The sequence below is a fragment of the Qipengyuania soli genome (genome assembly GCF_015529805.1).
GTDB classification, from domain to species: domain Bacteria; phylum Pseudomonadota; class Alphaproteobacteria; order Sphingomonadales; family Sphingomonadaceae; genus Qipengyuania; species Qipengyuania soli.
Map to the genome: position 1 here is coordinate 1,202,139 of NZ_CP064654.1, position 25,938 is coordinate 1,228,076.

The following is a 25,938-nucleotide window of genomic DNA, read 5'->3' on the forward strand; positions in this document are numbered from 1 at the left end:
GCCTATCTCTCCTCGGTAGCGAGCATCACGTCACCGGCGTGGATGGCACGGGTTGAGCCATCCGCCAAGCGCAGCATCAGCGATCCATCGGGTGCAAGGCCTGCAAAAGCGCCTTCGAGTGGCCGCTCGCCGGGCGGATGGACGGTCAGCGCGGTCCCTGGTGGATGCGCGACGCTTTCCCAACGCCGAACAAGCGGTTCGATGCCATAGGTCCGCCAGCGTTCCAGTTCGCGGTCGAAAGCTGTCGCAAGATTTGCGGCGAACCCATCGCGATCCGGTGCCGGACCAAGCGCCGAAAGAGCCACCGTGCGGCGGTCCGGCAGCTCAGGGGCCCGGGCAAGATTGATGCCCATGCCGACGATTATTGCGTCGCCTTCGCGCTCGAGCAGGATCCCTGCAAGCTTCGCTCCGCCGAGCAAAAGGTCATTGGGCCACTTCAGTTGCAGTGCACCGGGCTCGACGAGGTAAGGCACAACCGCCTCATACGCCGCCAGCCCCGCCACGAGCGCAAGCGACGCCGGCGCCGGATCACGGCTCCCGAGGCGCACGACGGTCGAGCCCATGAAATTCCCTGTCCCGTCGAACCAGGTGCGTCCCTGGCGTCCCCTGCCCGCAACCTGCCAGTCGGCGACGAGCCAGTCCCCTTCGCGCACAGCCTCGCCAGCGCGCAACTGCGCGGCGAGGTCCGAATTGGTCGAGCCGGTTTCGACGAGTGTGCGGATCACATCGCGAGCGTGAAGGATGCCGCTGCCTGCGCTGCCCAATTGCCGAGCGGGATCGTGAGCAGGTAACCGAGCGGCGAAATGACCGCGACACTAAGGCCCAGCACGATCCAGTGGCTGATCGGGCTTTCAGTCTCCACCTCGCGGGTCGGTTCGTCGAAGAACATCACCTTGATGAACTTGAGGTAGTAGAACGCGCCGATCACGCTCGCCGCGATACCGATGGCAGCGAGCGGGACGAGATTGGCCTGCACGGCAGTCTGGAACACAACGAACTTGCCCCAGAAGCCGAACAGCGGCGGGATACCGGCAAGGCTGAACATCAGCGCGAGCAGGCACCATGCGAGCGCCGGACGCCTGGTCGAGAGGCCGGAAATATCGGCAAAGGTTTCAAGCTGGTTCCCCATCGGATCGCGCAGCATGAGGAGCGCAGTGAAGCTTCCGACGGTCATCGCGACATAGATCGCGAGATAGGTGAGCACTGCTGCGACACCCGCTGGACTTGCTGCTACCAAGCCAATGAGGATGAAGCCGACATTGTTGATCGACGAATAGGCGAGCAGTCGCTTGAGGTTTTGCTGAGCGATAGCCCCTGCAGCGCCGATCAGGATCGATGCGAGCGCCATGAACCCCACGATCTGGCGCCAGCTGTCGACTTCGCCCGCGAAAGGCTCCATCGCCATGCGCACCAGCATGCTCATCGCTGCCACCTTGGGGGCGCTGGCGAAGAACGCGGTGACCGGTGTCGGGGCGCCCTCGTAGACGTCCGGGGTCCACATGTGGAACGGCACCGCACTGACCTTGAAGGCAAGCCCGGCAAGCACGAACACGACACCGAACAGCGCGCCGGACGAGAACTGTGTCTCGAAAGCAGCGCGAATGCCCTCGTAGTTGGTACTGCCGGTGAAACCGTAGATCAGGCTCACACCATACAGGATGATGCCCGAGGCCAGCGCGCCGAGGACGAAGTACTTGAGGCCTGCCTCGTTCGAGCGGGCATCCTGCTTGAGGAAGCTCGCCAGCACGTAGCTCGACAGGCTCGACATCTCGAGACCGATATAGAGCGTCATCAGGTCGGTGGCCGAAACCATCATGCCCATGCCGATGGCATTGAAGAGCATCAGCACCGGGTATTCGACCCGATAGGCATTGCCCTGCGCGAAGAAGCGCGGGGTAACGACCAGCACGGCAGCGGTCGCAACGTAGATGAGGATCTTGGCGAAGCTGCCGAACGCGTCGGCCCGGTAGAGGTCGCCGAACGCGCGGCCTGCGACTTCGCCGGTCGCGAGATCGAACAGGTGCGCGCTGAAGGCGGTGGCGCCGAGCAACGCGACCACGGCTGCTGCGGTCACGGCGCGCGCGGTCTTGGTGCCACCCCATGCCGCAACGAGCAGCAATACGAGGCCGGTGAGCGAAAGACCGACTTCGACGCCGGTAAAGTAGAGCGAACTAGCGTAGGACATCAGTGCGCTCCCTCCTCGGCTGCGGCGGGTTCGCCATGGGTCTCACCATGCGAGGCGGCAATGTAATTGGCATTATGCTCTTTCGGAGTGCCGACCTTGTTGTCGGAATCGTAGTCTGGCGCGGCGCGCGCAATGCGCGCTTCCAGCGCTGCGATGTCCTGGCGCATCGGGGCAAGGAAACTTTCCGGATACACGCCCATCCACAGCACCGCTGCTGCGATCGGGGCAAGCATGGCCCATTCACGCGCATTCAGATCGAGCATGCGTGCAGCATCGTCGTTGACCTGCGCCCCGAAGGCCACGCGGCGATAGAGGTACAGCATGTAGGCCGCACCAAGGATAATGCCGGTGGTGCAAACCAGCGTCACGAAGGTCGAAACCTTGTAGATGCCGGCCAGCGCCAGGAATTCTCCGACGAAGTTGCTCGTGCCAGGAAGGCCGACCGAGGCCATGGTGAAGAGCATGAAGAACAGCGCATATTTGGGCATGTTGATCGCCAGCCCGCCGTAGCGCGAGATCTCGCGGGTGTGCAGGCGGTCGTAGATCACGCCGACGCAGAGGAAGAGCGCGCCAGACACCAGGCCGTGACCGAGCATGACCATCATCGCGCCTTCGAGGCCCTGCGAATTGAAGGCGAACAGACCGACGGTCACAATCGCCATGTGCGCGACCGAGGAATAGGCGATGAGCTTCTTCATGTCGTGCTGCACCAGCGCGACGAGCGAGGTGTAAACCACCGCAATCATCGACAGGGCGAAGATGAGCCATGCGAACTGCGCGGAAGCATCGGGGAACATCGGCAGGCTGAAGCGGATGAAACCGTATCCGCCCAGCTTCAACAGGACGCCTGCCAGGATCACCGAACCTGCGGTCGGCGCCTGCACGTGGGCGTCGGGGAGCCAGGTGTGGACCGGCCACATCGGCATCTTCACCGCGAAGCTGGCGAAGAAGGCCAGCCACAGCCAGGTCTGCGCCTGCGGGCTGAAGTCGTAGTTGAGCAGCGTCGGGATGTCGGTGGTGTTCGCCTCGTTCACCATCCACATCATCGCGATCAGCATCAGCACCGAGCCGAGCAGCGTGTAGAGGAAGAACTTATACGAGGCGTAGATGCGGTTATCTCCGCCCCACACGCCGATGATCAGGTACATCGGGATCAGGCCGGCCTCGAAGAAGATGTAGAACAGGAACATGTCCTGCGCGGCGAAAACGCCGATCATCAGTACTTCCATTAGCAGGAAGGCGGCCATGTATTCGCCCACGCGCTTGGTAATCGCGTCCCAGCTGGCAAGGATGCAGATCGGCATCAGGAAGACGCTGAGCATGATCAGCATCAGCGCGATGCCATCGATGCCGAGGGCGTAGCTGAAACCGGCGAAAATCTCGGCCCGCTCGGTGAACTGCCACTGCGCGCCGCCGATGTCGTAGTTCAGCCACAGCAGGATGCCGAGCGCGAGGTCGAACAGGGTTGCGCCGAGCGCCACCATGCGCGCGCTCTGCGCACCCAGGAAAAGACAGGCAATGGCACCGGCAAGCGGAACCGCGAGCATCAGAGAGAGGATGGGGAACTCCATCAGAACAGCACCCAGGTGATCGCGGCGACGAGCCCGAGGAGCATCACCAGCGCATAGCTATAGAGATATCCGGTCTGGAACTTGCGTGCTCCTATCGAGCCCTGCTCGACCACCCAGGCAATGCCGTTGGGGCCGAAGCGGTCGATCGTGCCGATGTCGCCAAGTTTCCAGAACTGGCGGCCCAGCCAGAAGGCGGGGACGACGAAGAGGTAGTGGTAGAGCTCGTCGAAATACCACTTGTTGTAGAGGAAGCGGTACACCGGACCGAGCTGCTCCACGGCCTTGCCCGGGATGCTGGTGTCCTTGATGTAGGCCATCCAGGCAGTGAACAGGCCGAGCAGCATGACGACGGTCGCCGCCAGCTTCACCCACAGCGGAACGCCGTGCATGGCATGCATCAGGCCCTGGTTGTAGAAGATCGAGCCGCCCCAGAATTCCGGGCTTTCGAGGAAGTAGGGGCTGAAAACCCATCCTGCGAACACTGCACCCAGGCTGAGTATGCCCAGCGGGATCAGCATGGTCAGCGGGCTTTCGTGCGGGTGGTATCCGCCAGTAGTGTCTTCCCCGGCCTCTTCGGGCGTCTTGTGGACGCTGTGCTGGATGTGCTCGCTCTCGATCCAGCGGGCCTTGCCCCAGAAGGTGAGGAACATCAGGCGCCAGCTGTAGAAGCTGGTCAGCAGTGCAGCGAAGGCGCCCATCCAGAAGGCGAAATTGCCCAGTTCGGTGCCACGCGCGAAGGCGGCTTCGAGAATCGCATCCTTCGAGTGGAAGCCGGCGAACCCTGCATGGATCCAGTAAATGCCGACGCCGGTGATCGCCAGCGTGCCGGCCATCATCGCCCAGAAGGTCAGCGGGATGTGCTTACGCAGGTCGCCGTAATAGCGCATGTCCTGCTCGTGGTGCATCGCGTGGATGACCGAGCCGGCACCGAGGAACAGCAGCGCCTTGAAGAAGGCGTGCGTGAACAGGTGGAACATGGCCGCGCCATAGGCACCGACGCCCGCAGCAAAGAACATGTAGCCGAGCTGCGAGCAGGTCGAATAGGCGATGACGCGCTTGATGTCCCACTGCGTCGTGCCGACGGTCGCGGCAAAGATACAGGTGGCGGCGCCGACGAAGGTAACCATCGAGAGTGCGACGGGCGCCGTCTCGAACATCGGCGACAGGCGGCAGACCATGAACACGCCTGCGGTCACCATGGTCGCGGCGTGGATCAGCGCGGACACCGGCGTCGGGCCTTCCATGGCATCCGGGAGCCATGTGTGGAGGCCCAGCTGCGCCGACTTGCCCATCGCACCGATGAACAGGAGGATGCAGAGCACATCCATCGTGTGGACGCGATAGCCGAGGAAGCCGATGGTCGCCCCGCTCATGCCGGGCGCGGCCTCGAGGATCGCAGGGATGGACACCGTTCCGAATACCCAGAAGGTGCCGAAGATGCCCATCATGAAGCCAAGATCGCCGACACGGTTGACCACGAAGGCCTTGATTGCGGCGGCGTTGGCGCTGGGCTTCTTGAACCAGAAACCGATCAGCAGGTAGCTCGCGAGGCCCACGCCTTCCCAACCGAAGAACATCTGGACGAGGTTGTCGGCGGTCACCAGCATGAGCATGGCGAAGGTGAAGAGCGAGAGGTAGGCGAAGAACCGCGGCTGGTCCGGATCTTCCTCCATGTAGCCCCAGCTGTAGAGGTGGACGAGCGCCGAGACGGTGGTGATGACCACCAGCATGACCGCAGTCAGCGTGTCGACGCGCAATGCCCAGTCGAAGGCGAGGTCGCCCGAAGCCACCCACTTGAGCACGGGAACCACGGCCGGTTCGTAGGAGCCGCCGACGAAGCCGAGGAAGATCGGCCAGCTCAGCGCACAGCTGACGAAAAGCGCGCCGGTTGTCAGCCCCTTGGTGAAGACGCTGGGCGCGGACTTGTTGACCAGCCCGCCGACGATTGCGGCGAGCAGCGGCAGGAAGACGATTGCGATGATCGGATGCACCGTGGCTTACCCCTTCAGCCGGTCGACGTCGTCGACCGCGATGGTGCCGCGGCCACGGAAATAGATGACAAGGATGGCAAGCCCGACGGCTGCCTCGCCCGCTGCCACGGTCAGCACGAACATGGCGAAGACCTGGCCGACCAGGTCGCCAAGGAAGGCGCTGAAGGCGACGAGGTTGATGTTCACGCTGAGCAGGATCAGCTCGATCGCCATCAGGATGACGATGATGTTCTTGCGGTTGAGGAAGATGCCCAGCACGCCGAGCACGAACAGGATCGCGCTGACGAAGACATAGTGTTCGATGCCGATCACAGCTCGACCCCCTGCCCGATTTCGGGCTGCTTCATGACGGTTGCTTCCTCGGGCCGGCGACGGACCTGCTTGGAAATGTCCTGCTGGCCGCGCGCGCCATCGGGGCGCTGGCGGTGGGTGAGGACGATCGCGCCGACCATCGCGACGAGCAGGATGATCCCGGCCGCCTCGAACAGGAACAGGTAGTCGCGGTAGAGGACCGCACCGATGCTCTCGATATTGGCACGGTCGGCAATGGGTGCAGCAGCGCCGCTGGCAGTGCCGAGTTCAAGTGCGCCGATCTTGTAGGCGCCGATGCCGACCAGCAGTTCGACCAGCAGGACCAGCGCGATGGCGATCCCGAGCGGAAAGTTCTTCACGAAGCCTGCCCGCATCTCCGAAAAGTCGATGTCGAGCATCATGACCACGAAGAGAAAGAGCACCGCGACTGCGCCGACGTACACGATGACCAGCAGCGCAGCGATGAATTCGGCGCCGACAAGGACCATCAGCCCCGCCCCGTTGAAGAAAGCGAGGATCAGCCACAGTACCGAATGCACCGGGTTGCGCGCCGTGATCACCATGACCGCGCTGGCGGTCACCATGACGGCGAAGAGATAGAAGGCGAGCGTCTGGATCATTGGCGCGGCCCCCTATCGATACGGTGCATCGGCTTCAAGGTTCGCGGCGATGGCACGCTCCCACTTGTCACCATTGGCGAGCAGCTTGGCCTTGTCGTAAAGCAGCTCCTCGCGGGTTTCGGTCGAATATTCGAAGTTCGGACCCTCGACGATTGCATCGACCGGGCAGGCTTCTTGGCAGAAGCCGCAGAAGATGCACTTGGTCATGTCGATGTCGTAGCGCGTGGTGCGGCGGCTGCCGTCCTCGCGCGGTTCGGCTTCGATGGTGATGGCCTGTGCCGGGCAGATCGCCTCGCACAGCTTGCACGCAATGCAGCGTTCCTCGCCATTCGGATAGCGACGCAGGGCGTGCTCACCGCGGAAGCGCGGGCTCAGCGGGTTCTTCTCGAAGGGGTAGTTGATCGTCGCCTTGGGCTTGAAGAAGTACTTCAGCGTGAGGGCATGCGCCTTCACGAACTCCCACAGGGTGAACGACTTGATGAGATGCGCGACGCTGGTCATGCGAAATGCCCCGTGGCCATCAGGTAGCCACTGATAAGAACGACAAAGAAGAGGCTCAGCGGGAGGAATACCTTCCAGCCCAGGCGCATCAGCTGGTCATAGCGATAGCGCGGGACGGTGGCCTTCACCCAGCTGAAGATGAAGAAGAAAATGAAGATCTTGCCGAACAGCCAGATCCAGCCCGGGACATAGAATCCCGGAAGCAGGTCGACGTTGAGCGGCGGCAGCCAGCCACCCCAGAACAGGATGGCGTTGAGCGCGCACATCAGCAGCACGTTGGCATATTCGCCCAGCCAGAAGAGCGCGAAGCTCATCGAGGAATATTCGGTCTGGTAACCGGCGACGAGCTCGCTCTCCGCCTCGGTCAGGTCGAAGGGGGCACGCGCGGTTTCGGCCAGCGCCGAGATCAGGAACATCACCCAGAGCGGGAACAGCAGCGGGTTGAAGCCGAAGCCGTTGAACAGGCCCAGGACATGGCCTTCCTGCGCCATGACGATGCCGTTCATGTTGAACGTGCCCGCCCACAGGACGACGCAGATCAGGATGAAGCCGATCGAGACCTCGTAGCTGATCATCTGCGCTGCTGCGCGCATGGCGGAGAAGAACGGGTACTTCGAGTTCGAAGCCCACCCGCTCATCACCACGCCGTAAACGCCGAGCGAGCTGATCGCGAGGATGTAGAGCAGACCGACATTGATGTCCGAAAGCACCGCCTCGGGGCCGAACGGCACCACTGCCCAGGCGAGCAGAGCCACGGTGAAGGTGATGATCGGCGCAATCAGGAAGATGCCCTTGTTGGACGCCGTCGGGATGATGGTTTCCTGCAGGAAGACCTTGAGACCGTCAGCGAAAGACTGGAGCAGGCCCCAGGGGCCGACAACGTTGGGACCGCGGCGAAGCGCCATGGCGGCCCAGATCTTGCGGTCGACGTAGATGATCATCGCCACCGCCAACATCAGCGGCAGGGCAATCAGCAGGATGCCGGAGATGGTCGCCCAGAACCAGGCAGCCTCATACGACAGGTTCCAATCCCAAGGCCCCCAAGGCGTCCAAAATGGTAGTTGAAATGCTTCGGTCATTCCGCAGCCTCCGCCAGGGCGCCGCCGTGGAGCAGTTCTGCCGAGCAGCGCTGCATCACCTCGCTGGCGCGGGCGATCGGGTTGGTGAGATAGAAGTCCTTGATCGGATAGCCGGAAATCACGCCTTCTGCCTTGGCCTTCTTGTCCGCCTTGGGCAACGCGCCGTAGCTGGCGAGACCTTCCTCGCCCAGCGCAGGCACTTCCGCGATCATAGCCGACTGCAGTTGCGCAAAGCTGTCGAAACCGACGTTCACGCCCAGCGCATCGGCAAGCGCACGCAGGATCGTCCAGTCTTCTCGCGCGTCACCCGGAGCGAACACTGCCTTCTCGGCGAACTGCACGCGGCCTTCGGTGTTGACGTAGGTTCCGTCCTTCTCGGCAAAGCTCGCGCCCGGCAGGATGATGTCCGCCGCGTGCGCGCCCTTGTCGCCATGGTGGCCGATGTAGACCTTGATCGCGTCGGCGAAGGGTTCGAAGTCCATCTCGTCCGCGCCGAGGCTGATGACCACCTTGGGCTTGGCCGCCACAATGTCCTTCATCCCGCCCTTCTGCGCGTAACCGAGCATAAGACCGCCCATGCGCGCGGCGCTGAAGTGCATGACGTTGAAGCCGTTCCAGCCATCCTTCACGAGGCCGAACTGCTCGGCGAAAGCGAGGCCTGCGCCAAGTGCGCCGCGAGCCAGTGCCGCACCGCCCATGATGATCGCGGGACGCTCGGAACCCTTGAACACTTCGGCCACTTCCTTGGGCAGGTCGCCGAGGACCGAGAGATCGTCACCGAGGAAATGCGCGGGGTAGGTCGTGTCCCAGAAGGGCCCGACCACGAATACCTGCGCACCGCGCTTCACCGCCTTGCGGATGCGCACGTTGACCAGCGGCGCTTCCCAGCGGACGTGGCTGCCGACGATCAGGATCGCATCGGCGGTCTCGATCCCGGCGAAAGTCGAATTGAAATTGACCGCGGCGAGGTTCGACACGTCGTAATCCATGCCGGTCTGGCGGCCTTCGAGGAGGTTCGACCCGCAAGCCTTCAGCAGTGCCTTGGCGGCGAACATCGTCTCGCAATCGACCATGTCACCGGCAATCGCGGCAATGGCCTTGCCCGGCTTGGCCTTGGCGATGGCCGCGAAAGCCTCGTCCCAGGTCGCGGGCTTGAGGCCGCCCTTCTTGCGCATGAAGACCTTGTCGAGGCGGCGCTTGGTCAGGCCGTCAACCATGTAGCGCCCCTTGTCGGACAGCCATTCCTCGTTGACGTCGTCATTGATCCGCGGAAGCGCGCGCATGACTTCGCGGCCGCGGCTGTCGAGGCGGATGTTTGCGCCGACCGCATCGGACACGTCGATGCTGAGCGTCTTCTTGAGTTCCCACGGCCGCGCCTCGAAGGCGTAGGGCCGCGAGGTGAGCGCGCCGACCGGACACAGGTCGATCACATTGGCAGACAGCTCGTGCTCCGCTGCTTGCTCGAGATAGGTCGTGATCTGCATGTCCTCGCCGCGACCGACCGCGCCGATCTCGTCCACGCCCGCGATCTCCTCGCTGAAGCGCACGCAACGGGTGCAGTGGATGCAGCGGGTCATGACAGTCTTGATCAGCGGGCCCATGTACTTCTCGGTCACGGCGCGCTTGTTCTCGTGATAGCGCGAGCCGCCACGGCCATAGGCGACCGACTGGTCCTGCAGGTCGCATTCGCCGCCCTGGTCGCAGATCGGGCAATCGAGCGGGTGATTGATGAGGAGGAACTCCATCACCCCTTCGCGCGCGGTCTTGACCATCTGGCTGTCGGTGCGGATTTCCTGACCTTCGGTAGCCGGGAGCGCGCAACTTGCCTGCGGCTTCGGCGGTCCGGGCTTCACCTCGACCAGGCACATGCGGCAGTTGCCGGCGATGCTCAGCCGCTCATGATAGCAGAAGCGCGGGATTTCCTTTCCGGCAAGCTCGCAAGCCTGCAGGACGGTCGCCCCGTTGGGAACCTCGATTTCCTGACCGTCTACGGTGACTTTAGGCATTACTCCGCGGCCTCCGCGAACTTGGCGTTGTGTTCTTCGATCCGGCGCTCGAGCTCGGGGCGGAAGTGGCGGATGAGGCCCTGGATCGGCCAAGCCGCCGCATCGCCCAGCGCGCAGATGGTGTGGCCTTCGACCTGTTTGGTGACCTGCTGCAGCATGTCGATTTCCTCGATTGCCGCATCGCCGGTGCGCAGGCGTTCCATCATGCGCCACATCCAGCCCGTGCCTTCGCGGCATGGGGTGCACTGGCCACAGCTCTCGTGCTTGTAGAAGTAGCTGAGGCGGCTGATCGCACGGACGATATCTGTCGACTTGTCCATCACGATGACACCGGCCGTGCCGAGACCCGAACCCAGGTCCTTGAGACCGTCGAAATCCATCGGCGCGTCCCAGATCTGCTCTGCCGGGACCAGCGGGACCGACGAGCCGCCGGGGATCACGGCGAGGAGGTTGTCCTTGCCGCCGCGAATGCCGCCACAGTGCTTTTCGATCAGCTCGCTGAACGGAATGCTGAGCGCTTCCTCGACCACGCAGGGCTTGTTTACGTGGCCGCTGATCTGGAACAGCTTGGTGCCCTTGTTGTTCTCGCGTCCGCAGCTCGCGAACCAGCTCGCGCCGCGACGCAGGATGGTCGGGACCACGGCGATCGATTCCACGTTGTTGACCGTGGTCGGGCAGCCATAAAGGCCGGCACCCGCCGGGAACGGCGGCTTGAGCCGCGGCTGGCCCTTCTTGCCTTCGAGGCTTTCGATCATCGCGGTCTCTTCGCCGCAGATGTACGCGCCCGCACCGCGGTGCATGAAGACATCGAAATCGTAGCCGGACTTGCTGGCGTTCTTGCCGATCAGGCCCGCGGCATAGGCCTCGTCGATGGCCTTCTGCAGCGTCTCGGCTTCGCGGATGTATTCGCCGCGGATGTAGATGTAGGCCGCCCTGGCCCGCATGGCGAAACCGGCGACCAGCGCGCCTTCGATCAGCTTGTGCGGATCGTGGCGGATGATCTCGCGGTCCTTGCACGAGCCGGGTTCGGATTCGTCAGCATTGATGACGAGGAAGCTCGGACGGCCGTCCTTGCTCTCCTTCGGCATGAACGACCACTTGAGCCCCGTGGGGAAGCCAGCGCCACCACGACCGCGAAGGCCCGAGGCCTTCACTTCCTCGATGATGGCGTCCTGCCCGCGCGCGATCAGCGACTTGGTATCGTCCCAGTCGCCGCGCTGCTGCGCCGCCTTCAGGCCCCAGTCCTGGAAGCCGTAGAGGTTGGTGAAGATGCGATCCTTGTCGGCGAGCATCAGGCGAAACCTCCCTGCGAGAGGAAATAGAGGGCGCCGACGAGGACGACGGCGATCAGCCCGAACTTGATGATGCCGGTCAGCACCTTCCAGGCGATGAAACAGACGACCAGCGCGATCAGGACGGTAACGATGCTCATCACCATTCCTTCCGGTAGTCGTGATTGGCCGAGACCATGTCCTTGAGCGTGGTCGGGCCGCCTTCGGGCTCGCTGGTCTTCTTGCCCGGGACCTGCGTGCCGGTCTTCGGCTGCTCGCCCCTGGCCAGCGCATCGAGGATTGCGTCGAGGCTCTCGGGCGTGAGGTCCTCGTAGTTGTCGTCGTTGATCTGGACCATCGGCGCGGTGGCGCAATTGCCCATGCACTCGACCTCGGTAAGGGTCCAGAGGCCGTCGTCCGAAACGTGACCCTTGCTCATGCCGCGCTTCTTGCAGGTTTCGAACAGCCCATCCGAGCCGCGCAGCATGCACGGCGTCGTGCCGCAGACCTGCACGTGGTACTTGCCCACGGGCACGAGGTTGTACATGAAGTAGAAGCTGGCGACCTCGAGCACGCGGATCACCGGCATGTCGAGATAGTCGGCGACATATTCGATCACCGGCAGCGGCAGCCAGCCCTGCGTATTGGTCTCTTCGCCGACCTGGCGCTGGGCAAGGTCGAGCAGCGGCATCACTGCCGAACGCTGGCGCCCCTCGGGATAGCGCGCGATCGCGCGGTCAGCCTTCTCGCGATAGGCATCGTTGAACTCGAAGCCACCCCAGCGTTCGCGCAGCTCGGGTGTATCGGGTGCGGGGTTACGGTCGGCCATTAGCGGTCGCACTCCCCGAACACGACGTCGATGGCGCCGAGGATGGCGGTGGCATCAGGCAGCATGTGGCCCTTCGACATGAAATCCATTGCTTGCAGGTGGCTGAAGGCCGTGGGACGGATTTTGCAGCGGTAGGGTTTGTTCGAGCCGTCGCTGACGAGATAGACGCCGAATTCGCCCTTGGGGCTTTCCGTGGCGACGTAGACCTCGCCCGCGGGCACGTGGAAGCCCTCGGTATAGAGCTTGAAGTGGTGGATTAGCGCTTCCATCGACTGCTTCATTTCGGCGCGCTTGGGCGGCGCGACCTTGCGGTCGTCGGAGCAGATCGGGCCTTGCGGCATCTGCGCAAGGCACTGCTTGATGATCTTCGCGCTCTCGTAGACTTCCTTCACGCGGACCATGAAGCGGTCGTAGCAGTCCGAATTGGTGCCTACGGGAATGTCGAACTCCATCCGGTCATAGACGTCGTAGGGCTGCGACTTCCTGAGGTCCCACGGGATGCCGGCGGCGCGGATCATCGGGCCGCTGAAGCCCCATGCCAGCGCATCGTCCTTGCTCACCACGGCGATGTCGACATTACGCTGCTTGAAGATGCGGTTGTCGAGCACCAGGCTCATCGCGTCGCCGAACAGTTCGGGCAGGCGCGTGTCGACCCAGTGACCGATATCGACCAGCAGCTTCTCGGGCACGTCCTGGTGGACGCCGCCAGGACGGAACCAAGCCATGTGCATGCGCGCACCGGCGGCCCGCTCGAAGAAGTTGAGGCAATCCTCGCGCAGTTCGAACACCCACAGGTTCGGCGTCATCGCGCCGACGTCCATCACGTGACTGCCGATGTTAAGCATGTGGTTGCAGATGCGCGAAAGCTCGGCGAAGAGGACACGCAGGTACTGCGCACGTTCGGGCACCTCGAGGTTGAGGAGCTTCTCGATCGCGAGCACGTAGCTGTGCTCCATGTTCAGCGGCGAACAATAATCGAGGCGGTCGAAATACGGCAGCGCCTGGAGGTAGGTCTTGTTCTCGATCAGCTTTTCGGTGCCGCGATGCAGCAGGCCGACGTGCGGGTCGATCCGCTCGATGATCTCGCCGTCGAGTTCCATGACCATGCGCAGCACGCCGTGCGCCGCTGGGTGCTGGGGCCCGAAGTTGATCGTGTAATTGGTGATGACCTCGTCGCCGGTGGTCGGCGATTCTTCGATCTGGAAGGCACTGCTCATGCGCAAATCCAATTGCCGGAGTAGCTTTGCGACTTGCCCGATGCATCAGTCACGCTGACCTTCGCGGGGCGGCTCTGTGCCTGGCCGGCAGCAGGCGAGACCTGGACCTTGAAGCCTTCGCCGCTGAAGGTCGTGCCCGCCTTGATTGCAGCGAGTCCACCGGGACCGGAATCGGCCATCACAAGCGTGTCACCCACCCGGACCACGGCCTTGCCCGGCAGCGACGGCTCTTTCATGCCCACGGCGATCAGCATCTCCTGCTCACCGACCATTAGAGTGCAGCCACCTTCACGCGGGCCGAGGTTGACGCCGCCGACGTCACCCAACTGCTGGAGCGTGGTGAGATCGACATTGGCCGGAGGAGCGGCCTGCGCAACATTCGGCGCATTGGGATCAGGCTGCGACGGGTCGAGCTGGCCCTGCGCGGCCCCGCCCTGCTGGCCGATGCGGTCGGCGAAATCGTCTGCGCTCTCCTGCTCGGCGGAAGGCTGCGAGCAGGCGGCAAGCGCGAATATGGCGATGGGCAGGAGGCGACGCATCACTTCTCGTCCTTCTTTGCGGCAGGCTTGCGCTTGGCCGCAGGCTTCTTGGCGGCAGGCTTCTTTGCCGGCGCCTTCTTCGCCTTGGGTTCGGTAGCGGCCTTGGTGCCGCTGGTCTTGCCGGCACGCTTGGCGCGAGCGGGTCGCGTCTCGGTCGGCTCGGGCGCCGGTGCGTCCTTGCCGCCGTCCTTGGCAGCCGGAGCGTCGGCAACCTTGTCGGCAGCCTTCGCGTCGGTCTTCGCCCCTGCCCCGGTGTCGGCGGGCTTTTCCGTGGTCTTGGGTTCGGCGACTGGCGGGGTTGCAGCCTTCTCGTCACCCGGAAGCACATAATCCGCACCTTCCCACGGCGACATGAAGTCGAACTGGCGCAGGTCCTGCGCCAGCTTCACGGGCTCGTAGACGACACGCTTGAGGTCTTCCGAATAGCGCAGCTCGGTATAGCCGGTCAGCGGGAAGTCCTTGCGGAAGGGATGACCTTCGAAGCCGTAGTCGGTGAGGATGCGGCGCAGGTCGGTGTTGCCGGCAAAGAGCACGCCGTACATGTCGAACACCTCGCGCTCGAGCCAGCCCGCGTTGGGCCACAGCGTCGTCGCGGTCGGAACCGGGGTATCCTCGGCCGCCATGCACTTGACCATGATGCGGCTGTTCCTGGTGACCGACAGCAGCATGTAAACGACCTCGAAACGCTCTGCGCGTCCCGGGTAGTCGACGCCCGCAATCTCCATCAGCTGCTGGTATTCATGATTGTCGCGCAGGATGCGAAGCGCGTCCTCGACCGAGGAACGCTTGACCGTGAGCAGCAGCTCGCCGTGCTCTTCGTGTGCCTCGACCAGATGGTCGCCGAGCGCGGTTGCCAGCGTGTCCTTGAGGCCCTCGATCACGGTAAAGCGGGGCGCGGAATGAAGCGTTGCCATGGCGCCCTTACCTCTCGATCGTGCCCGAGCGGCGGATCTTCCGCTGCAGCTGCATCACGCCGTAGAGCAGCGCTTCGGCAGTCGGCGGACAACCCGGCACGTAGATGTCGACCGGAACGATCCGGTCGCAGCCGCGCACCACGCTATAGCTGTAGTGATAGTAGCCGCCACCGTTGGCGCAGCTGCCCATGCTGATGACGTACTTGGGGTCCGACATCTGGTCGTAAACCTTGCGTAGCGCCGGGGCCATCTTGTTACAAAGTGTGCCCGCAACGATCATCACGTCCGACTGGCGCGGGGAGGCGCGCGGTGCGACGCCGAAACGCTCCATGTCATAACGCGGCATGTTCACGTGGATCATCTCGACCGCGCAGCAGGCGAGGCCGAAGGTCATCCACCACAGCGATCCGGTGCGCGCCCACTGGAACAGGTCTTCGGTGCTGGTGACGAGGAATCCCTTGTCGTTCACCTCGGTCTGGAGCGCGTTGAAATAGTCGGCATCCGGCTGGCGGATGTCACCCGGCTGGGCCGCGGGCGGGATGATGATGCTCTGCTGGCTCATCGGATCACTCCCACTCCAGCGCGCCGACCTTCCACGCATAGGCGAGGCCGACGGCGAGTTCGAAGAGGAACACCATCATGGTGATCCAACCCGGCCAACCGGTCAGGTCGAGGCTGACCGCCCAGGGGAACAGGAAGGCCGCTTCGAGATCGAAGATGATGAACAGGATGGCGATCAGGTAGAAGCGCACGTCGAACTGGCTGCGCGGATCTTCGAAGGCGGGAAAGCCGCATTCATACTCGCTGAGCTTCTCTGCATCGGGGTTGTGCGCGCCGGTCAGGCGGGCAACGCCCATCGGCAGGAACACGAAGAGTGCCGACAGGCCGAGTGCGATGAACAGGAAGATCAGGATCGGGAGATATTGCTCTAGGTCGACCACGCGTGATTCCATCCGGGGGCTGGGTTCGCGCCCGCCTCTAGGCCGCTCGCTTGCGAGGTGCAAGGGTGCGGATAGCGCAAATCCCGCACAAACGATTGCGCGGGATGCGACATCAGTCGAGAAGGGCGCGCGCCCTTACTTCATCATGGTCTTCACAGCCTTCTCGGTCGCCGCGCCATAGGGCGGCTTGAACCCGCCGAGCTTGGCGATATCGATCTTCGGCTGCGTATAGACGCTGCGCGCATGGCTGAACTCGCGGAAGCCCTCTACCCCGTGATAGCTGCCCATACCCGAGGGGCCGACGCCGCCGAAGGGAAGGTCTTCCATCGAAACGTGGAAGATAACGTCGTTCACCGTGACGCCGCCGCTGATGGTCTTCGTCAGCACCTTCTCGCGTTCGGCACTGTTCTCGCCGAAGTAATAAAGGCCGAGTGGACGGTCGTGCTCGTTCACATAGTCGATCGCCTCGTCGATGTGCTTATAGGTCTTCACCGGCAGGACCGGGCCGAAGATTTCCTCCTGCATCGCCTTCATGTCCTCGGTGACGTTCTTGAGGATGGTGAGCGGCATCTTGCGGCTGTTCGTGCTCGAGAAGTCCTCGTTGCCTGGATTGACCTCGATCACTTCTGCGCCCTTGTCGCGCGCGTCGGCGACCAGCGACTGCAAGCGATCGAAATGGCGGTCGGTCACGACGCTGGCATAGTCCTCGTTCTCGAGCAGTGTCGGATACATGTTGGCCGTGCCCTGCCACACGCCGTGGATCGCCTCGTCCTGCTTGCTTTCGGGGACATAGAGGTAGTCCGGTGCGAGACAGATCTGCCCGGCGTTCATCATCTTGCCCAGCGCCACGCGCTCGCCCGCCTTGGCGAAGTCGGCGCTCTCGCCCATGAACACCGGGCTCTTGCCGCCGAGTTCGAGCGTGACCGGAACAAGGTTTGCGGCGGCGGCCTCCATCACCTTGCGGCCGGTCGCGGTCGAGCCGGTGAAGACGAGGTGGTCGAACGGCAGCGTACTGAAGGCATGAGCCACTTCGGGGCCGCCGGTGAAAACCGCGCACTCGTCGGCGGTGAAGTATTCCTCGACCAGCTCCCTCATCAGCAGGCTGGTCTTCTCGGTGAATTCCGATGGCTTGATCATCGCGCGGTTGCCCGCAGCGAAGACCTGCATAAGCGGCCCGAAGCTGAGATTGACCGGGAAATTCCAGGGACTGAGGATACCGACCACGCCCTTGGGCTCATAACGCAGTTCCGCCTTCGCGCCGAGCAGGCCGAGCGGGAACTGGACGTGGCGTTTCTCGGTCCGGCACCACTTGTCCATGTTCTTGAGGCAGTATTTCCCGAAACCGACCGTGCCGGCAATGTCGGTAATCATCGACTGGTGCGGGCTACGGCTGCCGAAATCGGCCGCCATTGTCTTGCACAGGTCCTCGCCGTGCTTCTTGAGCAGGTTCATCGCCCGTTCGATGCGGTCCTTGCGCAGAGACATCGGCTCAGGGCGCATCTGGTGATGGGCAGCGCGCTGCTTCCTGAGAACGGCTTCCATTTCAGCCTTGCGATCGTCTGCCATCGTATTCTCCCATGGTCCATGTTGCGCCGCAGCGACGCCTGTCCTATCTCGACCGCGAGATATTCCAGAACCCGAGGACTTGCACAAGATGACCCAGTTCAGCGCCGCCGATCCCGTCGTGATCCTTTCCTACGCCCGCACCCCCATGGGCGGCATGCAGGGCGCGTTGTCGGACGTATCGGCGACCGATCTTGGCGCAACAGCGGTCAAGGCGGCAGTCGAGCGCTCGGGCGTCTCGCCTGAGAAGTTCGATCGTACCTACATGGGCTGCGTGCTCCCCGCAGGCCTGGGCCAGGCCCCTGCCCGCCAGGCGACGATCAAGGCTGGCCTGCCCAAGTCGGTCCAGGCGACCACGGTCAACAAGGTCTGCGGCAGCGGCATGCAGACGGTCATCATGGGCGCCGAAGCACTTGCCAGCGGCACGGTCGACTATGTCGTCGCCGGCGGCATGGAGAGCATGACCAACGCGCCATACCTCCTCAAGAAGCACCGTTCGGGCGCGCGCATCGGGCACGACACTGCCTATGACCACATGTTCCTCGACGGTCTCGAAGACGCCTACGATGAAGGCCGCGCGATGGGCACCTTCGCGCAGGACACCGCCAACGAGTACCAGCTCACGCGTGAGGACATGGACGGCTATTCGATCGAATCGCTGCGTCGCGCCAATGCCGCAATCGAGAGCGGCGCATTCGATGGTGAGGTCGTTCCGGTGACTTTCGCCACTCGCGCGGGCGAAGTGACGGTCGAGCATGACGAGCAGCCCGGCAAGGGCAAGCCCGACAAGATCCCGACCCTGCGTCCCGCCTTCGCCAAGGACGGCACCATCACCGCCGCCACCTCCTCGTCGATTTCGGACGGTGCGGCTGCTGTCGTCCTGACCCGCGAGAGCCTTGCCAGCGCCAACGGCCAGCAGCCGGTCGCGAAGATTGTCGCCATGGCCGCGCATGCGCAGGAGCCGAAGGACTTCACCGTAGCCCCCGTGGGCGCGATCAAGAAGGTACTCGACAAGGCCGGCTGGTCGACCGACGACGTCGACCTGTGGGAAGTGAACGAGGCTTTCGCCTGCGTCGCCATGTTCGCAATGCGCGACATCGGCATCCCGCACGACCGGATCAACGTCAACGGCGGCGCAACCGCACTCGGTCACCCGATCGGCGCCAGCGGGACGCGCATCATCGTGACGCTTCTCAACGCCCTCAAGCAGCAGGGCAAGAAGCGCGGCGTGGCTTCGCTCTGCATCGGCGGTGGCGAAGCAACCGCGGTGGCTGTCGAGCTCGTCTAGGCCCAGGCCACAGCTTTGCGGTACATCCCGCATGCCTCCTATGCTACGCAACCGGTCGGGTTGCGCTAGCACAAGGGGAGATGGGATATGCGCAAACTGATCATGTTGGCAGGCGCGTTAGCTCTTGCGGCTTGCTCGCAGGAGCCGGCTGAGGACACCGCAACCGCCGAAGCACCGGTGGAAGAAGCCGCACCGGCGGGAGCCGTCGCTAACGGTTCGCCTGCCGGCGTCTACGAAGTCACCAACGCCGATGGCTCGAAGATGACTGCCAATATCAACGCCGACGGGACCTATTCCGACGTCGCTGCCGATGGAACAGTTGCGGAAGAGGGAACTTATGCCGTCGTTGACGGCAAGACCTGCTTCACACCGACCACCGAAGGGGCGAAGCCCATGTGCTTTACCGAAAGCGCGCCGGGCGACGACGGCTCATTCACGGCAACTCCGGACGAAGGCGATCCCGTTACCGTCCGACCGGCAACTGCGGCCACTACCGAATAGCGCGCGATAGCGATCGGGGCGGGAAGGCCGGTAACCTCCCCGCCCCTCCTGCGGCAACGACCGCCGGGACCCTGCATTGCATCAGCGTCATTGGAAGCGCATACAGCGCCCGATCCGACAGAAGATCGACCGGTTCGCGTCCAGGGTTCGCGTTACAAACGGTTGAGAGGATACATTCATGAGGAAACTGTTTGCCTGCGCCGCAATTGCGGCGCTTGCCGCCTGTTCGCAACCAGCTCCGGAGCCCGCCGCGGAAGAAACAACCGCCGCCGCACCAGAACCCGCAACCGATGCCGGGGCTCCCGTACCGGGCGACTACACCGTCACCTACGAAGATGGCACCGCGACTCCTTTCACAGTGAATGCGGACGGTACCTGGTCGGGCACAAATCCTGCGGGTGAAGCGAGCAAGGGAACTTATACCTTCGCCGACGGGAAGACCTGCTTCACCAGTGATCCGCCCAACGAGAACGATACCTGCTGGACCGCATCTCCTGCCGCGGCCGACGGCACATTCTCGTCGGTGAGTGACAAGGGAGTTACGGTGTCAGTCAAACCAGCAGCTGCGCAAGCTGGCGAGACCGCTGCCGAATAACCGCGAATATTTCGGGAAAGGGGGTGGCTCGGGAGCTATCCCCTTTTTCCGTCGATGCGGGACCATTTCCGGCAACCGCACGTTGCATCTTCATCGAAGTGTCCAACAAATGGGAGGAATTTCCGATGAAGTACGCAATCTTGCTGGCAGCCACAGCTGCCCTCGCCGCCTGCGGTTCGAAGGAAGAGGCACCGCCCACGCCCGTTGAGACGACGGCAGCGGACACCACCATGGATGCGACTGCGACCGGCGACATGGCCGGATCATACGAGATCAAGATGGCCGACGGCACCGTGGTCATGGAAACGATCAATTCCGACGGAACCTATGTCGACGCCACCGCCGACGGCACGGAGACCGAGCGTGGAACATGGCGCCAGGATGGCGCGAAGATGTGCTTCGATCCTGCGGGCGATGCCCCCGAAGCGTGCTTCACAGGCGGCGCCCCCGGCCCCGACGGCAGCTTCCAGGTGACCGACGGCGACGGCAAGGTCGTCTCGACCGTGCGCAAGGTCGATGCCACCGCCGCGGCCCCGGCTCCGGCGGGCTGAGCATTTCCAATACCAAGGCAGAGCGGGCGACCTACGGGTCGCCCGTTTTCGTTCAAGGTTCGCCTGCGCCCCACAATCGCTTTTCGAGAATCCAACCGCCGCGATTCCCGACGGTGAATTCGCACCAGCCATCGTCGCAATCGCCAAGTGTTCCGACGACACCTGGTTCGACGCGCCACTTCACGGGAGCATCCGCTTCCGGATCGAGCCGCAATTCGGTCTGCCCCTTACCGACGACGATCGCTCCACGGTCGGGGCTGAGGAGCCGCGCGACCACCCAGCCCTTGTCGCCATCGGGATCCTGGATCAGGCGCCAGCCCTCCATGACGCGAATGACCTTCACCGGCAGCCCCGGCCTGCGATAGACCCAGTCGACCTTGTAGTCCGCACTGGGTCCAACGCGCATGTTCAGTTCCTTGGCCCGCACGGTCGCCCAATAGGGAACCTCGCGGTCCTGTGCGTGTGCCGGGGTCACGAGCAGCGCCAGCAGGGAAACAAGGGACAAGAGCCTGACAATCATGGCCTTGTTCCTACCCGATTCGCCCTGCCCGCGGCAACATGAGCGGTGCAAGTCATGCGCAACCGCTTGACCCGCAGCCATCGCTCGCCGTAGCGCTGGCACAAGATGGAAAGCACCAGCGACACAGTCGAGAAACGGCTCGAGCGAACCCCGCGCGTTTTCGTGACGCGACACCTCATGCCTTCGGTAGAGGAACGCTTCGGCGAACTGTTCGAAGTCACGCTCAACCGGAGCGACACGCCACTGTCGCGAGAGGAACTGGTTGCCGCGATGCAGCGATGCGATGTCCTGGTCCCGACCGTCACCGACAAGATCGATGCCGACATGATCGCGGCAGCAGGTCAGGACCTGCGCCTCATCGCCAACTTCGGGGCCGGGACAGAGCACATCGATCTAAAGGCCGCCGGTCGCCACGGCATCATGGTCACCAACACCCCTGGCGTATTCACCGACGACACGGCGGACCTGGCCATGGCCGGGATCATCGGCGTTCCCCGCCGGATTCGCGAGGGCGTGGAGCTCATCCGCAGCGGCAAGTGGACCGGTTGGACGCCAACCGCACTGCTCGGCACCAAGCTGGCCGGCAAGGTTCTCGGCATCGTCGGCATGGGCCGCATCGGGCAGGCCGTCGCCCACCGGGCGCGCGCCTTCGGGCTCGAAATCGCCTATCACAACCGCAAGCGCATGCCCGAGGCGGTCGAACGCATGTTCGCCGCGCGTTGGGTAGAAACGCTCGACGAGCTGATGGCGCAGGCCGACATCCTCACCCTTCACTGCCCCGCTGGTCCAGACACCCACCACATGATCGACGCCCGCCGGATCGGCCTGATGAAGGACGGTGCCTGCATCATCAATACGGCCCGCGGCGACCTCGTCGACCAGGAAGCGCTGATCGCTGCTCTGGAAAGCGGCAAGCTCGCCGGGGCGGGCCTCGACGTCTATCCCGACGAGCCTAACGTGGACCGTCGTCTGATCCGCCATCCTAACGTCATGACCCTGCCCCATATCGGCAGCGCAACGCGTGAGGGGCGCGAGGATTCGGGCCTCAAGGTTATCGCCAATATCCGCATGTGGGCGGACGGACACCGCCCGCCCGACCAGGTTCTCGAGGGTCTGGTCTGAGCGCAGCTGACGTGCCGCTTCGGCTTTCAAAGCGTCAGGGCGTAGAACCGGTTGTGGTCGGAGGCCGCATATTGCGCGAACGGTCCCGTCGGGATGAAGCCGGCTGACGAATAGAGCCCGTTCGCCGGCACGTAGTCGGGCGTGGTCCCCGTTTCGAGCCGCATCGTTACTGCCCCTCGCTTGCGAGCCTCGGCAATGAGGTGATCGAGGATCAGGCGCCCGTAGCCCTTGCCGACATTGCCTGGGGCGACACGCATCGACTTCACTTCGAGTTCGTCATTGCCCAGTTCGCTCAGCGCACCGAGCGCGACGAGTTCGTCGCCAGCATAGACCCCGAAGAGGGTGATGCCCGGCTTTGCCAGCGCCGAATGATCGAGGGCGAAGGAATAACCGGCCTTCGTACCTGTCCGCGCCGCATGCAGATGCAGGTCCAGCAATGCCGACACTTCGGGCTGCGATGGATGCACAGTGCGGATCGAAACGTGCTGGGCAGTCATTGCGATGCCGATCCCTGCGAAAGTGACCTAGTCGCCCGTCAAGATCCGCTCGACCAGTTCCTTCACCGTCGGAGTGAAGTTGTTCGAGTAGAACGGGTCCTGCTTGAAGCGATAGGCAGCGTGGCCGGCAAAGGCGAGGTTCTCGTCCGGATCGCCACCGTGGGCGATGTCCTGCAGCGTCTTCTGGATGCAGAAGCTGCGCGGGTCGGCGAGACGGCCGGTGGTATGGTCGTCGTGATCCTTCCAGCTCGAAAACTGGCAGTGCGACAAGCAGCCCATGCAGCCTTGCTGGTCGGCACGGATCTGCTCGGCACTTTCGGAAGTGACGAAGACAACCGTGTCGTCCGGAGTCTTGAGCGCTTCGGTGAAACCTTCATGCATCCACGCCAGCGCCTTCCGCTGGTCGCCGGGGTGAACGAAGAAGTACTTCGCCTTGCCGTGGTCGGCGAGCGGAATGGTGCCTTCTTCCTGGTCGCGCTTGAAGATCGGGATCTGGCGCTCCGAACGGTGCATCAGGTCGTAAAGGAAGGGCGTCTTCACCGCGCTCGAATAGAAGCCAGTGGGCGAAAACTTGTGCAGCAGGACATCGCCCGGCTCGACCGTGCGCAGCATGTCCTTCCAGACCTGCGGAATCGGGCTTTCGTGCGTCAGCAACGGGCGGGTACCGAACTGGAACAGGACCTTGCCCAATTCGGGATTGTCGATCCAGTTTTCCCACTCGCGCAGGAACCAGACGCCGCCAGCCATGACGATGCCGGTATCCTCGCTCACACCCTCGGCGCGCATCGTTTCGCGCAGCGCCTTGACGCGGGGATAGGGATCTTCGGGAACCAGCGGGTCTTCGGCATTGGACAGGCCATTGTGCCCGCCTGCCAGCCACGGATCCTCGTAGACCACGGCGGCCATCAGTTCGGGGACCTTGGAATAACTGCGCTTCCACAGCGCGCGGAATGCGCGGGCCGAGGAGATGATAGGCAGGTAGTGGACGTTGTGCTTCGCCGCGATCTCGGCGAGCTTGTAGGGCATGCCCGCACCGCAGGTGACGCCGGTAATCAGGCCCTTGCAGTTCTCCAGCACGCCCTCGAGGACCTGCTGAGCCCCGCCCATTTCCCACAACACGTTGATGTTGATCGCGCCCTTGCCGTTGGCGATCTCGTAGGCCCGTTTCACCTGTTCGGTGGCGCCATCGATGCCATAGCGGACGAGCTGCTCGAAGCGCTCCTTGCGGGTCGCTTGCGGATAGACCTGAGGGATCGGGTTGCCGTCCTCATCGTAGCTGTCCGCGTTGACCGCGCTGACCGTGCCGATGCCCCCGGCTGCCGCCCATGCGCCCGAACTCTGGTGATTCGTCGCCGAAACACCCTTGCCCCCTTCGACCAGCGGCCAGACTTCCTTGCCACCGTAAACAATCGGGCTCAGACCCTTGAAACTCATTATGCTTTCTCTCTCTCGGTCAGGCGCATCTGCGCCTCTTCACCCTGCGCGGACTTGTCGCCGCGACATGGCTTGATCTCTCCCGGCTGCGGCCTCCTAGCCGCCGCCTTGAACTGTGCATAGTAGCCCGACAACTCGGGCGCATCCTTGAAGGCGACAAGCTCGTAGCCAACGCGCTCGAATTCGCACGAGAGCAGCAGCGGGTCGATCCCGTGCGCATCGGTCGGGCGGTCGACGTCGACAACCACCACCTGTCCGCCGGAACGCAGCGCCGGCCACATTCGCCAGAGGAATTCGTAGGGTTGTTCGATCTCATGGTACATGTGGACCATGAAGATGCGGTCAAAGCTGTTGTCGGGAAGCTTGGGATCGGCAAATTCGCCGAGGCGGATCGAGACGTTATCCAGTCGCTGTCGCTCGACGCGCCTCGCCAGCCCGGCAAGCGCTTCGCGATCGATATCCTGCGCAAGGACACGGCCGGTCTTGCCGACACGTTCGGCGAGACGCACTGTATAATAGCCATTGCCTGCGCCGATATCCGCGACCGTCATCCCAGGTTCGATTTCGGCAAGTTTCATCACCGTCTCGGCCTCGCCACGACTGTCACGCTGGTCTTCGGTCGAGAATTGGTTCGAACCGGCAGTGGACACCGGGCGATCGGGCTTGGGAAACTTCTCATCGGCTTCGGACGACGCGCCCATATCGCAGGCCGTTACCAGCACTGCGAGGGGAAGGAGGAGAGCGAGGCTACGCCTCACTCGGCGTCCTCCACCTCGACCGTTTCGCCGGTAACGCGCTGCGCCAGGGCAGCCGAAATGAACGGGTCGAGATCGCCGTCGAGGACGTCGTCGGGCGTCGGCGAAGTCACGCCGGTGCGCAGGTCCTTCACCATCTGGTACGGCTGGAGGACGTAGCTGCGGATCTGGTGCCCCCAACCGATGTCGCTCTTTTCCTGATACTCGCCCGACGCCGCAGCTTCACGTTCGGCCATCTCGCGTTCGTAGAGCCGCGCCTTGAGCATGTTCATCGCGATATCGCGGTTCTTGTGCTGGCTGCGGTCCTGCTGGCTGGCCACGACGATTCCGGTTGGCTGGTGGGTGATGCGGACGGCAGAGTCGGTCGTGTTGACGTGCTGGCCGCCTGCACCCGAGGCGCGGTAGGTATCGATCTTGAGGTCTGCCGGATTGATCGCGATCTCGAAGCTGTCGTCGATCACGGGATAAACCCAGACCGAGCTGAAGCTGGTGTGGCGACGCGCCGAGCTGTCGTAGGGGCTGATGCGGACCAGGCGATGAACACCGCTTTCCGTTTTGGCATAGCCATAGGCGTTCTCGCCCTTGAGCAGCAGCGTCGCGGACTTGATGCCGGCCGCTTCACCCGCCTGGTATTCGACAGTCTCGACCTTGAAGCCTTTCCGTTCGGCCCAGCGGCCGTACATGCGGAACAGCATCTCGGCCCAGTCCTGACTTTCGGTCCCGCCCGCGCCGGCATGGATTTCGAGATAGGTGTCATTGCTGTCGGCCTCACCCGAAAGCAGCGCCTGGACCTTGTCGCGGTCTGCGCGCTCGGCAAGGCCTGCCAAGCTGGCAAGTCCCTCGGCGACCACCTCGTCATCGCCCTCGGCTTCGCCCATTTCGACGAATTCGACAGCATCCGACATCTCGCTCTCGATCTCGCGCACGGTGTTGATCGCGGTTTCGAGGCGCTTCTGTTCCTGCGTGATCGCCTGAGCCTGCTTGGGATCGTCCCACAGCTTGGGGTCCTGGACGCGGGCGTCGAGTTCGTCGAGGCGGCGCAATGCGCGCTCCCAGTCGAGCGACTGGCGCACAAGCTGCAGTGCGGCGACGATCCTGTCGATGTGGGCCTGCCCTTCGGCACGCATGGGAATATT

28 protein-coding genes are annotated in these 25,938 nt (G+C 63.4%); 5 read left to right on the forward strand and 23 right to left on the reverse strand.

Going from position 1 to position 25,938, the window contains the following annotated elements:
- Positions 1-2: 2 nt before the first annotated feature.
- From IRL76_RS06050 to IRL76_RS06135, 18 genes are all read right to left on the reverse strand, one after another.
- A complete protein-coding gene (locus IRL76_RS06050) occupies positions 3-725 on the reverse strand; it encodes a biotin--[acetyl-CoA-carboxylase] ligase (RefSeq protein ID WP_200983886.1) in 723 nt (240 codons plus the stop codon).
- Positions 722-2,185, reverse strand: a complete 1,464-nt coding sequence (gene nuoN / locus IRL76_RS06055) for an NADH-quinone oxidoreductase subunit NuoN (protein ID WP_200983887.1) — start codon at positions 2,183-2,185, stop codon at positions 722-724. The genes IRL76_RS06050 and nuoN overlap by 4 nt, the downstream gene beginning before the upstream one ends.
- Positions 2,185-3,756, reverse strand: coding sequence for an NADH-quinone oxidoreductase subunit M (locus tag IRL76_RS06060; protein ID WP_200983888.1), 1,572 nt, complete (start codon positions 3,754-3,756; stop codon positions 2,185-2,187). The genes nuoN and IRL76_RS06060 overlap by 1 nt, the downstream gene beginning before the upstream one ends.
- Complete coding sequence (gene nuoL, locus IRL76_RS06065; RefSeq protein WP_200983889.1) at positions 3,756-5,747, reverse strand: NADH-quinone oxidoreductase subunit L; 1,992 nt, start codon at positions 5,745-5,747, stop codon at positions 3,756-3,758. The genes IRL76_RS06060 and nuoL overlap by 1 nt, the downstream gene beginning before the upstream one ends.
- Positions 5,748-5,753: 6 nt before the next feature.
- Positions 5,754-6,059, reverse strand: coding sequence for an NADH-quinone oxidoreductase subunit NuoK (nuoK, locus tag IRL76_RS06070; RefSeq protein WP_200983890.1), 306 nt, complete (start codon positions 6,057-6,059; stop codon positions 5,754-5,756).
- Positions 6,056-6,679, reverse strand: coding sequence for an NADH-quinone oxidoreductase subunit J (locus tag IRL76_RS06075; protein ID WP_200983891.1), 624 nt, complete (start codon positions 6,677-6,679; stop codon positions 6,056-6,058). Before IRL76_RS06075 ends, nuoK begins: the two co-directional genes overlap by 4 nt.
- Positions 6,680-6,691: 12 nt before the next feature.
- Positions 6,692-7,180, reverse strand: a complete 489-nt coding sequence (nuoI, locus tag IRL76_RS06080; protein ID WP_200983892.1) for an NADH-quinone oxidoreductase subunit NuoI — start codon at positions 7,178-7,180, stop codon at positions 6,692-6,694.
- A complete protein-coding gene (gene nuoH / locus IRL76_RS06085; protein ID WP_200983893.1) occupies positions 7,177-8,259 on the reverse strand; it encodes an NADH-quinone oxidoreductase subunit NuoH in 1,083 nt (360 codons plus the stop codon). Before nuoH ends, nuoI begins: the two co-directional genes overlap by 4 nt.
- Positions 8,256-10,265, reverse strand: a complete 2,010-nt coding sequence (gene nuoG, locus IRL76_RS06090) for an NADH-quinone oxidoreductase subunit NuoG (RefSeq protein ID WP_200983894.1) — start codon at positions 10,263-10,265, stop codon at positions 8,256-8,258. The genes nuoH and nuoG overlap by 4 nt, the downstream gene beginning before the upstream one ends.
- A complete protein-coding gene (nuoF, locus tag IRL76_RS06095) occupies positions 10,265-11,557 on the reverse strand; it encodes an NADH-quinone oxidoreductase subunit NuoF (RefSeq protein WP_200983895.1) in 1,293 nt (430 codons plus the stop codon). Before nuoF ends, nuoG begins: the two co-directional genes overlap by 1 nt.
- Positions 11,557-11,697, reverse strand: a complete 141-nt coding sequence (locus IRL76_RS06100; RefSeq protein ID WP_200983896.1) for a hypothetical protein — start codon at positions 11,695-11,697, stop codon at positions 11,557-11,559. The genes nuoF and IRL76_RS06100 overlap by 1 nt, the downstream gene beginning before the upstream one ends.
- On the reverse strand, positions 11,697-12,365 hold the full coding sequence (locus IRL76_RS06105) for a complex I 24 kDa subunit family protein (protein WP_200983897.1): 669 nt from the start codon (positions 12,363-12,365) through the stop codon (positions 11,697-11,699). Before IRL76_RS06105 ends, IRL76_RS06100 begins: the two co-directional genes overlap by 1 nt.
- The gene (locus IRL76_RS06110; RefSeq protein WP_200983898.1) at positions 12,365-13,582 is read right to left on the reverse strand and encodes an NADH-quinone oxidoreductase subunit D; all 1,218 of its coding nucleotides are present in this window, start codon (positions 13,580-13,582) and stop codon (positions 12,365-12,367) included. The genes IRL76_RS06105 and IRL76_RS06110 overlap by 1 nt, the downstream gene beginning before the upstream one ends.
- Positions 13,579-14,121, reverse strand: coding sequence for a hypothetical protein (locus IRL76_RS06115; RefSeq protein ID WP_200983899.1), 543 nt, complete (start codon positions 14,119-14,121; stop codon positions 13,579-13,581). Before IRL76_RS06115 ends, IRL76_RS06110 begins: the two co-directional genes overlap by 4 nt.
- The gene (locus IRL76_RS06120; RefSeq protein ID WP_200983900.1) at positions 14,121-15,035 is read right to left on the reverse strand and encodes an NADH-quinone oxidoreductase subunit C; all 915 of its coding nucleotides are present in this window, start codon (positions 15,033-15,035) and stop codon (positions 14,121-14,123) included. Before IRL76_RS06120 ends, IRL76_RS06115 begins: the two co-directional genes overlap by 1 nt.
- A gap of 7 nt (positions 15,036-15,042) precedes the next feature.
- The gene (locus IRL76_RS06125; RefSeq protein WP_200983901.1) at positions 15,043-15,597 is read right to left on the reverse strand and encodes a NuoB/complex I 20 kDa subunit family protein; all 555 of its coding nucleotides are present in this window, start codon (positions 15,595-15,597) and stop codon (positions 15,043-15,045) included.
- A gap of 4 nt (positions 15,598-15,601) precedes the next feature.
- Positions 15,602-15,976 carry an NADH-quinone oxidoreductase subunit A gene (gene ndhC / locus IRL76_RS06130; protein WP_200983902.1) on the reverse strand — a complete coding sequence of 125 codons (375 nt, stop codon included), beginning with the start codon at positions 15,974-15,976 and terminating at the stop codon, positions 15,602-15,604.
- 135 nt (positions 15,977-16,111) lie between these two features.
- Complete coding sequence (locus tag IRL76_RS06135; RefSeq protein WP_200983903.1) at positions 16,112-17,542, reverse strand: coniferyl aldehyde dehydrogenase; 1,431 nt, start codon at positions 17,540-17,542, stop codon at positions 16,112-16,114.
- Between the two features lie 88 nt (positions 17,543-17,630).
- Here IRL76_RS06135 and IRL76_RS06140 point away from each other — a divergent pair, with 88 nt between their 5' ends.
- The 4 genes from IRL76_RS06140 (at position 17,631) to IRL76_RS06155 (ending at position 20,474) form a co-directional block, all read left to right on the forward strand.
- Positions 17,631-18,827 carry a thiolase family protein gene (locus tag IRL76_RS06140; protein ID WP_200983904.1) on the forward strand — a complete coding sequence of 399 codons (1,197 nt, stop codon included), beginning with the start codon at positions 17,631-17,633 and terminating at the stop codon, positions 18,825-18,827.
- An 87-nt stretch (positions 18,828-18,914) separates the two neighbouring features.
- Positions 18,915-19,328, forward strand: coding sequence for a hypothetical protein (locus IRL76_RS06145; RefSeq protein WP_200983905.1), 414 nt, complete (start codon positions 18,915-18,917; stop codon positions 19,326-19,328).
- A 178-nt stretch (positions 19,329-19,506) separates the two neighbouring features.
- Positions 19,507-19,923 carry a hypothetical protein gene (locus tag IRL76_RS06150; RefSeq protein ID WP_200983906.1) on the forward strand — a complete coding sequence of 139 codons (417 nt, stop codon included), beginning with the start codon at positions 19,507-19,509 and terminating at the stop codon, positions 19,921-19,923.
- Positions 19,924-20,048: 125 nt separating this feature from the next.
- The gene (locus IRL76_RS06155; protein ID WP_200983907.1) at positions 20,049-20,474 is read left to right on the forward strand and encodes a hypothetical protein; all 426 of its coding nucleotides are present in this window, start codon (positions 20,049-20,051) and stop codon (positions 20,472-20,474) included.
- 52 nt (positions 20,475-20,526) lie between these two features.
- Here the strand turns inward: IRL76_RS06155 and IRL76_RS06160 are convergent, their stop codons facing one another.
- Positions 20,527-20,994: an SH3 domain-containing protein gene (locus IRL76_RS06160; protein ID WP_200983908.1), complete on the reverse strand. Its 468-nt coding sequence runs from the start codon at positions 20,992-20,994 to the stop codon at positions 20,527-20,529.
- A 105-nt stretch (positions 20,995-21,099) separates the two neighbouring features.
- On the opposite strand from IRL76_RS06160, the gene IRL76_RS06165 reads away from it, so the two are divergent.
- Complete coding sequence (locus IRL76_RS06165) at positions 21,100-22,116, forward strand: 2-hydroxyacid dehydrogenase (protein WP_200983909.1); 1,017 nt, start codon at positions 21,100-21,102, stop codon at positions 22,114-22,116.
- A gap of 26 nt (positions 22,117-22,142) precedes the next feature.
- On the opposite strand, the gene IRL76_RS06170 is transcribed toward IRL76_RS06165, so the two are convergent.
- Genes IRL76_RS06170 through prfB form a run of 4 tightly spaced genes read right to left on the reverse strand, consistent with a single transcriptional unit; the run spans position 22,143 to position 25,929 of the window.
- Positions 22,143-22,613 carry a GNAT family N-acetyltransferase gene (locus IRL76_RS06170; RefSeq protein WP_200983910.1) on the reverse strand — a complete coding sequence of 157 codons (471 nt, stop codon included), beginning with the start codon at positions 22,611-22,613 and terminating at the stop codon, positions 22,143-22,145.
- Between the two features lie 27 nt (positions 22,614-22,640).
- Complete coding sequence (locus IRL76_RS06175; RefSeq protein WP_200983911.1) at positions 22,641-24,047, reverse strand: NAD(P)H-dependent flavin oxidoreductase; 1,407 nt, start codon at positions 24,045-24,047, stop codon at positions 22,641-22,643.
- Positions 24,047-24,748, reverse strand: a complete 702-nt coding sequence (locus IRL76_RS06180) for a class I SAM-dependent methyltransferase (protein WP_200984199.1) — start codon at positions 24,746-24,748, stop codon at positions 24,047-24,049. The genes IRL76_RS06175 and IRL76_RS06180 overlap by 1 nt, the downstream gene beginning before the upstream one ends.
- A 53-nt stretch (positions 24,749-24,801) precedes the next feature.
- Positions 24,802-25,929 (reverse strand): peptide chain release factor 2, encoded by a 1,128-nt coding sequence (gene prfB, locus IRL76_RS06185; protein ID WP_200983912.1) that lies wholly within the window; start codon positions 25,927-25,929, stop codon positions 24,802-24,804.
- Positions 25,930-25,938 lie beyond the last annotated feature (9 nt).

Excerpts from the sequence above, each read along its gene's own strand:
- nuoN (WP_200983887.1), bottom strand. The coding sequence starts at position 2,185 with ATGTCCTACGCTAGTTCGCTCTACTTTACCGGCGTCGAAGTCGGTCTT.
- IRL76_RS06060 (WP_200983888.1), bottom strand. The coding sequence starts at position 3,756 with ATGGAGTTCCCCATCCTCTCTCTGATGCTCGCGGTTCCGCTTGCCGGT.
- IRL76_RS06075 (WP_200983891.1), bottom strand. The coding sequence starts at position 6,679 with ATGATCCAGACGCTCGCCTTCTATCTCTTCGCCGTCATGGTGACCGCC.
- nuoI (WP_200983892.1), bottom strand. The coding sequence starts at position 7,180 with ATGACCAGCGTCGCGCATCTCATCAAGTCGTTCACCCTGTGGGAGTTC.
- nuoH (WP_200983893.1), bottom strand. The coding sequence starts at position 8,259 with ATGACCGAAGCATTTCAACTACCATTTTGGACGCCTTGGGGGCCTTGG.
- nuoG (WP_200983894.1), bottom strand. The coding sequence starts at position 10,265 with ATGCCTAAAGTCACCGTAGACGGTCAGGAAATCGAGGTTCCCAACGGG.
- nuoF (WP_200983895.1), bottom strand. The coding sequence starts at position 11,557 with ATGCTCGCCGACAAGGATCGCATCTTCACCAACCTCTACGGCTTCCAG.
- IRL76_RS06100 (WP_200983896.1), bottom strand. The coding sequence starts at position 11,697 with ATGAGCATCGTTACCGTCCTGATCGCGCTGGTCGTCTGTTTCATCGCC.
- IRL76_RS06105 (WP_200983897.1), bottom strand. The coding sequence starts at position 12,365 with ATGGCCGACCGTAACCCCGCACCCGATACACCCGAGCTGCGCGAACGC.
- IRL76_RS06110 (WP_200983898.1), bottom strand. The coding sequence starts at position 13,582 with ATGAGCAGTGCCTTCCAGATCGAAGAATCGCCGACCACCGGCGACGAG.
- IRL76_RS06115 (WP_200983899.1), bottom strand. The coding sequence starts at position 14,121 with ATGCGTCGCCTCCTGCCCATCGCCATATTCGCGCTTGCCGCCTGCTCG.
- IRL76_RS06120 (WP_200983900.1), bottom strand. The coding sequence starts at position 15,035 with ATGGCAACGCTTCATTCCGCGCCCCGCTTTACCGTGATCGAGGGCCTC.
- IRL76_RS06125 (WP_200983901.1), bottom strand. The coding sequence starts at position 15,597 with ATGAGCCAGCAGAGCATCATCATCCCGCCCGCGGCCCAGCCGGGTGAC.
- IRL76_RS06135 (WP_200983903.1), bottom strand. The coding sequence starts at position 17,542 with ATGGCAGACGATCGCAAGGCTGAAATGGAAGCCGTTCTCAGGAAGCAG.
- IRL76_RS06140 (WP_200983904.1), top strand. The coding sequence starts at position 17,631 with ATGACCCAGTTCAGCGCCGCCGATCCCGTCGTGATCCTTTCCTACGCC.
- IRL76_RS06145 (WP_200983905.1), top strand. The coding sequence starts at position 18,915 with ATGCGCAAACTGATCATGTTGGCAGGCGCGTTAGCTCTTGCGGCTTGC.
- IRL76_RS06150 (WP_200983906.1), top strand. The coding sequence starts at position 19,507 with ATGAGGAAACTGTTTGCCTGCGCCGCAATTGCGGCGCTTGCCGCCTGT.
- IRL76_RS06155 (WP_200983907.1), top strand. The coding sequence starts at position 20,049 with ATGAAGTACGCAATCTTGCTGGCAGCCACAGCTGCCCTCGCCGCCTGC.
- IRL76_RS06160 (WP_200983908.1), bottom strand. The coding sequence starts at position 20,994 with ATGATTGTCAGGCTCTTGTCCCTTGTTTCCCTGCTGGCGCTGCTCGTG.
- IRL76_RS06165 (WP_200983909.1), top strand. The coding sequence starts at position 21,100 with ATGGAAAGCACCAGCGACACAGTCGAGAAACGGCTCGAGCGAACCCCG.
- IRL76_RS06170 (WP_200983910.1), bottom strand. The coding sequence starts at position 22,613 with ATGACTGCCCAGCACGTTTCGATCCGCACTGTGCATCCATCGCAGCCC.
- IRL76_RS06175 (WP_200983911.1), bottom strand. The coding sequence starts at position 24,047 with ATGAGTTTCAAGGGTCTGAGCCCGATTGTTTACGGTGGCAAGGAAGTC.
- IRL76_RS06180 (WP_200984199.1), bottom strand. The coding sequence starts at position 24,748 with ATGGGCGCGTCGTCCGAAGCCGATGAGAAGTTTCCCAAGCCCGATCGC.
- prfB (WP_200983912.1), bottom strand. The coding sequence starts at position 25,929 with ATGCGTGCCGAAGGGCAGGCCCACATCGACAGGATCGTCGCCGCACTG.